The sequence below is a fragment of the Bradyrhizobium sp. Ses1 genome, from assembly GCF_059512365.1.
Genome location: NZ_JCAMOQ010000114.1, coordinates 1 through 7,142, shown reverse-complemented (window position 1 = coordinate 7,142; position 7,142 = coordinate 1). Strand labels below are relative to the sequence as shown.

Genomic DNA, 7,142 nt, shown 5'->3' with positions numbered 1-7,142 from the left:
AATGTAGCGGTCCAGTTCCTGACCAGGCGCTTCGCCCTCGGCTCCCTCCGATAGCTGTCACTACTTGCCCAGTCTCGTCGGGTTGATTTGTCGCGCCCAAAGCGGCCACATCGTCATTGCGCTCGAAGCGAAGCAGGCCGTAGCGAAAACAGGATGCCGGTTTCAAAGGTTCAGCCGCTTGGACCCGCCAACGTCCGCTTTCAGATGCAAAGCGGGCCGAGCTTGGAGCGGGCCCTACGTCGCCTATTTGCTCCTATCCGACCAACGCAACACTCGACCCAGCGTCGGCTGCAAAGGGTGGGTCGGACGTGGCCAGACGCAACCAATCGCCGCAAATGACCCACGGGGTTTGAAGGAGATTAGCAACCTTCGCTACGACAGCCCGTTATATTGGCATCGCCGGCAAAAACGCGGGGGCTCCGTAGGCGCCCGGTGGCTGAGAGACCGATTGCGCTCCCGCCTGCACAATATGGAGGAGCGCATGATCAAGCGTCGTCGCTTCAGGAACACCACTTTGGAAGAAATGCTCGCGGACCAGGCACAGCGTCTGGCGAGGCAGGCCCAGGGCATCCCGCCCGGCTACAAGAGACAGCGACTTGTTCGCAAAGCTCGGCAAGCCGAAACAGCTTCTCACATGATTGATTGGGTAATGTCGTCCGGACTGCAGCCGCCGAAGTAATAAGGCCGCCTCAGTAGGCGGCCTCCTTCATTTCGAATGTTACCTGTTGGCCCTTCTCAGACTCGTGGGTCCGCTTTGCGCCAAGAGCTGCCGCTACGCGAGCCGCGCCTGACCCAACTCCGAGAAAGAGGTAAAATGCCTCAGGGTTACATCCGAGGAGCAACAACATGATCCTACAAATCCGTGAGGTAGTTCCGACCAGGATCGACTGGTGTGTCTCCGCGATCATAGGCAACACGATGCCGCCCCGAGATCCTGATGACGACGAAGAGGACGCGGACGACGAGCAGGATGACGAAGAGAACGGAACCGACGAATCGCCGGTCGTGCGCGAGCCAGACGAAGACTAAGGCGGGATGCGTTAGTATTGGCATAGCCTGAACTTCGGAGAGCATAATCCGAAACCAATGTGCGGCGCGCGGCCTCGGCTTCCAGGCACCAACCAACACAAACGGGCGACGGTTCTCGGCGGAGCAACCTCTCGGCGTTCACTGGTGCAGGAGACTAGCATGACCCTCATATGGCTTGGTGTGCTGTTTGTTTTCGGCGGCGTGCTCCAGATGGTCTTTCAGCCAATCTGGCGAGGTCGATTAAGCGGCGGAAGGCTGCTTCGCTCCGGGCGTGACACACTGGAACCAGAAAGACCGGGTAGCGGCTTCGAAATCAAAGCCAATTGGCCTGGACTTGCGCTGGTCGCGCTCGGCGGTGCTTTCTTGCTGGCCGGAGCTGTCATCTGAGCTGAACGAACCTCGTTAACGTCTCGGGCATGGCGCGCACCTCAGTGCTGTAGCCATGTATCTTCTTGGACCAGGAGCGGACACGAGAGGGGATTTCGTCTGTCAAGCTGGGGATTCCGGCTTTCTGTCTGGACGCTCAATAAGTTCATATATGGGAACGTGGGTGCATTCCGACCACGATTCCAGCGCGGCTCCGCAGACCTCGCAGATCGCGTCACCCGTATGCGGCATCAAGAACTTCTCTTCGGTGCGCCTGTACTCGGCGCCGCAATTGCATTGAACAATTGTCGCCATGCCCCGAGTATGCGCTTGGGAATGTGAATTTGCTATCGCGAACGCCACAACAAGAATATCGCCCAGCATATGAGGGGCGCCTGGCGGTCGCTTGGCGAGCCATCCTTATTTTGACGTCGATCCAAGTGACGGAACGCAGCACATCTTCGTGAACTGTCAGTGCTCCTTCCGCGTTTCTCCGGCCGTCAGCCAAAATCCAGTGCTATAAGAAGGGGTGTGGTTTTGTTTGCGTCGGCTGTGGGGCGGGACAATGCCAATCAATCGGCTGTTGAAAAATAAGTGCGCGCCGGAAGAAATCGAGCTTTTGAACAAGGCCTTCAACCACGCTCTCAACTTGCTGGGCGTGGTTGATCGTAACGACCCGTTTTGCGATATGGTCGCTCGCAAGGTTATCGACGTCCGCGCGACAGGCATTAGCGAGCCGCGAGAGATCGCGGAATTGGCTGTGCTGCGGATTGGCCTTCGGTAAGGCCGCGTCAGTCGGCAGCCTCTTTCATTTCGCCATTTCGCGAATGTCGCCTGCTGGGCCCATGGCTGAAGATCGCGACGTCGGCTCGTTGCGCGGTCAACCGGGGCTCTTAAGACAATCAGTTGGCGCAGCGGGTCGGCGGTCCAGCCTGGACGATCGCTCGACTGCCGAATTCGCATAGTCGCCTGCCCGCACTCTGATAATGCCGACGCTGTTGGAGGTCGCCGGCATTCTGACGCCCAGCCGCCCCGCGACCAGCGTATGACGTAAACTTGCTGAACCTGCGCCTCCCGACTTTTCACGGAGGATGCCCAGTACGATCTGAATACTCTTGTAAGGAAGGACATCCCATGCACCCAGCAATCATGGCCGTGATGGCGGCTACTCAATTGGTGACGCCCATTTCCGAGGCCGTTCCAAAACTCAATGTCGAAGCTACCTGCAGAGGGTCGGTGGAAGCGGATAAGGCGATGGGTTTAGCCTTACCTCAAACCTTCGATAAGTGTATGAGCGATGAGAACTCAGCGCGTCAGCAATTGGACACGATTTGGCTTTCGTATTCCCCGACCATCAGAGTCCAGTGTGAGGGAGAGGCGACGGCCGCCGGCGACCCGAGCTATGTCGATCTCTTGACCTGTCTGCAGATGAGCAATGGATCGATCACGACCTCGACCACTGCTTTGAGGGGCGCGAGCAGAAAGAAAAAGGCGCCGAACTAGGCTGTGTATTGCGGCAGCGAGGAAACGTCGATCCCTAAAGCGGGATGACTTTTCTTCGAATCGTCATTCCGCTTTAGCTCTTTGTTCGAGCATGATCTCCGCGCAAACGCTTCGCGTTTGTCGCGAGGGAAATCCGCTTCACACTTTTCCGGATCATGCTCTAGCTTCGCCAAAGGCGATCCAAAACCATAGCCCTGACCAAGTTTCCGACGCCGGTCCAACGGCCAAGCCGCGATTTGGTGCGCAAAATGCTGACGTCTTCAGCATCCGAACTCGCCACGAAGATCTTTCGCGCTTTCATGAATCGCCAGGTCAGCGGATTTCGCTTCTGAAACACCATCTGAACGTCATCTTGCAAGTATCCGGACAGGACGATGGGCGGCGGAGCGAACACCTCCGGCAATGTCGCGGACAAATTGCTATCGGTCAGAACTTTCCATCGCGAGTGTCCGCCCATGAGCGGTGACCGCAAGCTGAATACCACTCGCCCTATCCTGGTTTCGCGGATGGCATAAGAACACATCGCGCAAGGCTCAACGGTTGAATAGAGCGTGCAATCATCGAGGCTGGTCGCACGGAGCGTCTTCTGGGCTAAGGCAATTGCAACCATTTCGGCGTGTCGCGTAACGTCACGTTCGACCTTGACCATGTTGAGGGATTCGCAAACGAACTGGCCTCGCCGAGCGATGACGGCCGCAAACGGGTGTTCCCCGCTTTGACCCGCGGATTGGGCGAGAGCGATGCAGCGACGCATCATGATCGAATCTAACTCTGGGTCAGACATGCTCATGGGTGCCAGCAGACGCTTGCGCAGTTTTCTTCCACCTCGTGAACGATGTGTCTGCAACGTTCACTTGGTTGTTGCGAGGCTGCACCAAAAAGGAATGCTCCGCCTCTTGATTGCGTAGTTGGCCGCTTTGACTACACGAACCCTGCAAAACTAATGTTAGGTTCGCAGTGTTGACTATGCAGATTCGGAACGTCCAAGCCCCAATTGCGCGGCGCTTGCACGAGTCATGGGTTGGCACCAGCGCTTCTATTTCGTTATCCTCGGCCTTGTGGGCGCAGGCGGCGTTGGCGCCGCAGGCGACAGATTGAACGTCAGCCAGATGTTCCAGCCCGCTGGCCGATTTTCATTGGCGAATTCGCCGTAGGCCTTCAGGTTGAGATAGCCCTGCATGTCGCCGACCGGAAAGATATAGCCGACCTGCGGTCCGGCGCCGACCACCCGCGACTGGAAGCAGCCGACACGATTGCCGGAGCCGCTGTCACAGCCGAGCTGCTGGTAGACGTAACCCACGAGGCCGACCTGCCACTGCTTGGTCAGGAATTGCGATACGCCCCAGTCGAGGTGCATGTCGACGCCACTCTGATATTGAGTCGCAGGGTTGATGAAGTTGTAGGTGAATCCAAGCACCGCCGAAGCTTCGTGCCCAGTCTTCGGGTCGAAATAGGTGTAGCCGCCGCCGGCGTCGATCGCCCAGTGCCCGAGCCCCAGATTTGCAAGGCGGGATGACTCGTAGGCCCCGACCGGAATGTCCCCGGTGATGTAGGTCATGTAGTTGTGAACGCCGGAATTCCACTTCAACTGGAAGAACGGGATCAGATCGCCAAAGGCGGTTAGCGAGCTATCGATGCTGTCGAACCGCGAGAACGGGAACGCGCCGCCCGGCGTCGTCAGTGTTCCCGTGAGTTGTCCCGCAAGTGATGTCGAGTTGTTGCCGTAAGCTGTTAACAGGACGGCAGAGGCCTGCGCGCCCAGCACGGGTGTCTCAAAAGTGTAGGTAGGGGCCACCAAGCCCAGATTGGCGGTTGCATTGACCCTTGCGTTCACGGTGGCCGTCAGATTTGCGGGAATGCCACCGATCGTGATCTCCCGTGCCCGCGCCACGTCACCGCCGGCGGAAACCGAGGTGCGATAGTAAATCGAAGTTATCGACCAACCCGGCTGTTGGGGGGTAGCCGCGAGGCTACCGAAGAAGCCGGGTATCCAGAAGCTGATGCCGCCTTCATCGGCCCGCGCCACATCATAGGGAAGCACAAGCAAGGTCGCAATTGCCGCACTCAACCGGCAGACAAAACCGGTCGTCGATATCGATTTCCCGCCCTTCATCCGCCAAGCCCCTTTTATTCCACCGCTCCTCCGTCACCGCCGAAGAACGATCCGGCATGCGAGGGACCGGAAACGAAAAATGCTACCACAGCGCGTCTACGTGTGATCGATGCTTTCGCAACCTGTGCATCCTTAGCGAGAGACTGTGCCTTCCATGCCACAATTTCCGGGCTGAAAATACTTGGTGGTTTTGCCGATTCTGCATAGCGCCGCTGATTTGCGCCTTACGAAAACTGTTTGAAGAATGACCGTCAGAAGTTTCGCTGAACGCGAAGCTCCAGATGGACTGCATCCTGGTCCTTGAACTCGTAGCGCGTCGCCGGCTTCGGAGCTGCCGCCCCGAGGACCGCAGAGCCTTGGAATTTCTGGTCGAGGTGAAACCACTGCACTTCCGCCGAGAAGGTCAGGTTCTTGACGGGCGTCCAGCGGGTCACCGTGCCGAGTTGCGAGACGTTGAAGTCGGGATTGCAGACATAGTCGGCGCTCACCGCCTTGGCCGGCGTGGTGTAGTTGGCGCAGATGAATGCCTTGGCCGTGCCGTCGTAGCGGACCACCGAATAGCTGCCATAGAGGCTCGTCGACCAGTACGGATCCCAGTTGTGGTTGAATGCGCCGCGGACGCCAAAGGCCTCGGTCAGATGCAGCGATCCGTCGCCGCCGGCTGCGACCGGCAGGTAAACCGCATCGGTGGTGGCGCCGAAGCCGATGCTCTGATAGGCCGCCGGATTGCTGGAGCCGCCGAACATCGCAAAGCTCGGCGAGGTCGAATCCGTTCCGATGATGTATTTCGTGGCTCCCTTGGCGTAGCTCGCATCGAGCTTGATGTCATCGGCAGTGCCGGTCGGCAGGTTCTTGATTTGCAGGGCGGCCATCACCGCGCCACCCCATCTGGTGTCAGGGTGACCGCTGATCTCCGACAACGCAGTCGGCGCCGCACCCGGCAAGCCGACCGCGCCGGCCGGCGCGCCAGCGGTGTTGAGGACGTTGTAGGAGGCGTTCACCTCATGCGCCGCTGCGGAAATCTGGAACAGGCCCCAGGCCTGATCGACGCGGATATTGCCGACGACCTCGGGGGCATGAACGCCGGCATAGGCGTTGCCGGTGTTCAACGTGGCATTCAGCGCCAGCGACAGATTGTAGACGGCGGTGCGGTCCCACACCGTAGGATCGTCAAGTCCGATGCTGCCGGTCACGCCGTTGCCGAAGTCCGCGGTGTACTGGATGTTGTTGGCACCGCTATTGTCACCGCTTTGGCCACCCAGCAGGAACGACGAGTTGTTGCCCGGAGTGCCCTGCCAGGGCGACGCGTAGGCGGACGCTGACTTGCCGAAGGTGAATCCCGCGAACTGGACGAAGAGATCATAGATGGCGACATAGCCGCCGCCGGGGGTGTCGAGCAGGTTCGAGTTCGCGACAGGAAGCGAGCCGTTGATCGAGTTCGGGTTGAAGGTGCTGCCCCCCAGCGTGGTGAACTGGAATTTGCTCGAAGCGAAGGTGCGGACCACGCCATATTCGGTGGCGGTGCGGGTATCGACCGTCAGCACCATGCGCGAGCGGTCGACGAAATAATCGAAATAACGGTTCCGCTGCCCGGCATCGCCATTCCACGCCGGCTGGCCGTGGGCGGCGCCGCCGTTGAAGGTGACGTCGGCACGCACATAGCCGCCGAGCTTGATGCAGGTGTCGGTGCCCGGAATGAAGAAGAAGCCCGCGCCGTACAGCGAGCACGCCTTCACATATTCGACGGCCTTCGCCTTGACCGGCAGATCCGCGGCCTGGGCGCCGCCGATGGCCATCAGGCCGGCCATTATTCCGAGAACGAGATTCCGCGCCCTTTTCATTCCGGGGCTCCTTCCCGTGACTCATGCAGGTGCGTGCAACCAAGAGTGAATCCAAGACGGTCGGCAGGCAATACGTGCCGATGAGCCGCATGCAACTGGTTGGCCGGCTGTGATTTTTCTGCCACGCTGGCGGACACAGCGGAGAGGATGTGAGTTCGCATTCTCGCGGCACGAGATGCCCGAGCTTTGCGTGTTTCACCCTCCTCATTGAGTAGAGGGCGCAGGGAAAGCCGGGTGCCGGTTGCACCCATGGGTCCCGTGCAACAAAAAGCACGGGGGTAGGACCACAG

The 7,142-nt window shown here is 59.2% G+C and carries 8 protein-coding genes; 5 read left to right on the top strand and 3 right to left on the bottom strand.

Features of this window, described 5'->3' with window-relative positions; genetic code table 11:
* The first annotated feature begins 481 nt into the window (after positions 1-481).
* The 5 genes from AC5ZG5_RS45255 (at position 482) to AC5ZG5_RS45235 (ending at position 2,898) form a co-directional block, all read left to right on the top strand.
* Positions 482-679: a hypothetical protein gene (locus tag AC5ZG5_RS45255; protein WP_456647066.1), complete on the top strand. Its 198-nt coding sequence runs from the start codon at positions 482-484 to the stop codon at positions 677-679.
* A gap of 167 nt (positions 680-846) precedes the next feature.
* The gene (locus AC5ZG5_RS45250) at positions 847-1,029 is read left to right on the top strand and encodes a hypothetical protein (RefSeq protein ID WP_456647067.1); all 183 of its coding nucleotides are present in this window, start codon (positions 847-849) and stop codon (positions 1,027-1,029) included.
* A gap of 159 nt (positions 1,030-1,188) precedes the next feature.
* Positions 1,189-1,416, top strand: a complete 228-nt coding sequence (locus AC5ZG5_RS45245) for a hypothetical protein (protein WP_028166356.1) — start codon at positions 1,189-1,191, stop codon at positions 1,414-1,416.
* A 544-nt stretch (positions 1,417-1,960) separates the two neighbouring features.
* Entirely contained in the window at positions 1,961-2,179 is a 219-nt protein-coding gene (locus AC5ZG5_RS45240; protein WP_130231097.1) for a hypothetical protein, read from the top strand.
* A gap of 350 nt (positions 2,180-2,529) precedes the next feature.
* Complete coding sequence (locus AC5ZG5_RS45235) at positions 2,530-2,898, top strand: hypothetical protein (protein WP_456647068.1); 369 nt, start codon at positions 2,530-2,532, stop codon at positions 2,896-2,898.
* A gap of 160 nt (positions 2,899-3,058) precedes the next feature.
* Here the strand turns inward: AC5ZG5_RS45235 and AC5ZG5_RS45230 are convergent, their stop codons facing one another.
* From AC5ZG5_RS45230 to AC5ZG5_RS45220, 3 genes are all read right to left on the bottom strand, one after another.
* Complete coding sequence (locus AC5ZG5_RS45230) at positions 3,059-3,655, bottom strand: nucleoside deaminase (protein WP_496165551.1); 597 nt, start codon at positions 3,653-3,655, stop codon at positions 3,059-3,061.
* A 279-nt stretch (positions 3,656-3,934) separates the two neighbouring features.
* Complete coding sequence (locus tag AC5ZG5_RS45225) at positions 3,935-5,011, bottom strand: SphA family protein (protein ID WP_456647070.1); 1,077 nt, start codon at positions 5,009-5,011, stop codon at positions 3,935-3,937.
* Between the two features lie 251 nt (positions 5,012-5,262).
* Positions 5,263-6,852: a porin gene (locus tag AC5ZG5_RS45220; RefSeq protein ID WP_028166352.1), complete on the bottom strand. Its 1,590-nt coding sequence runs from the start codon at positions 6,850-6,852 to the stop codon at positions 5,263-5,265.
* Positions 6,853-7,142 lie beyond the last annotated feature (290 nt).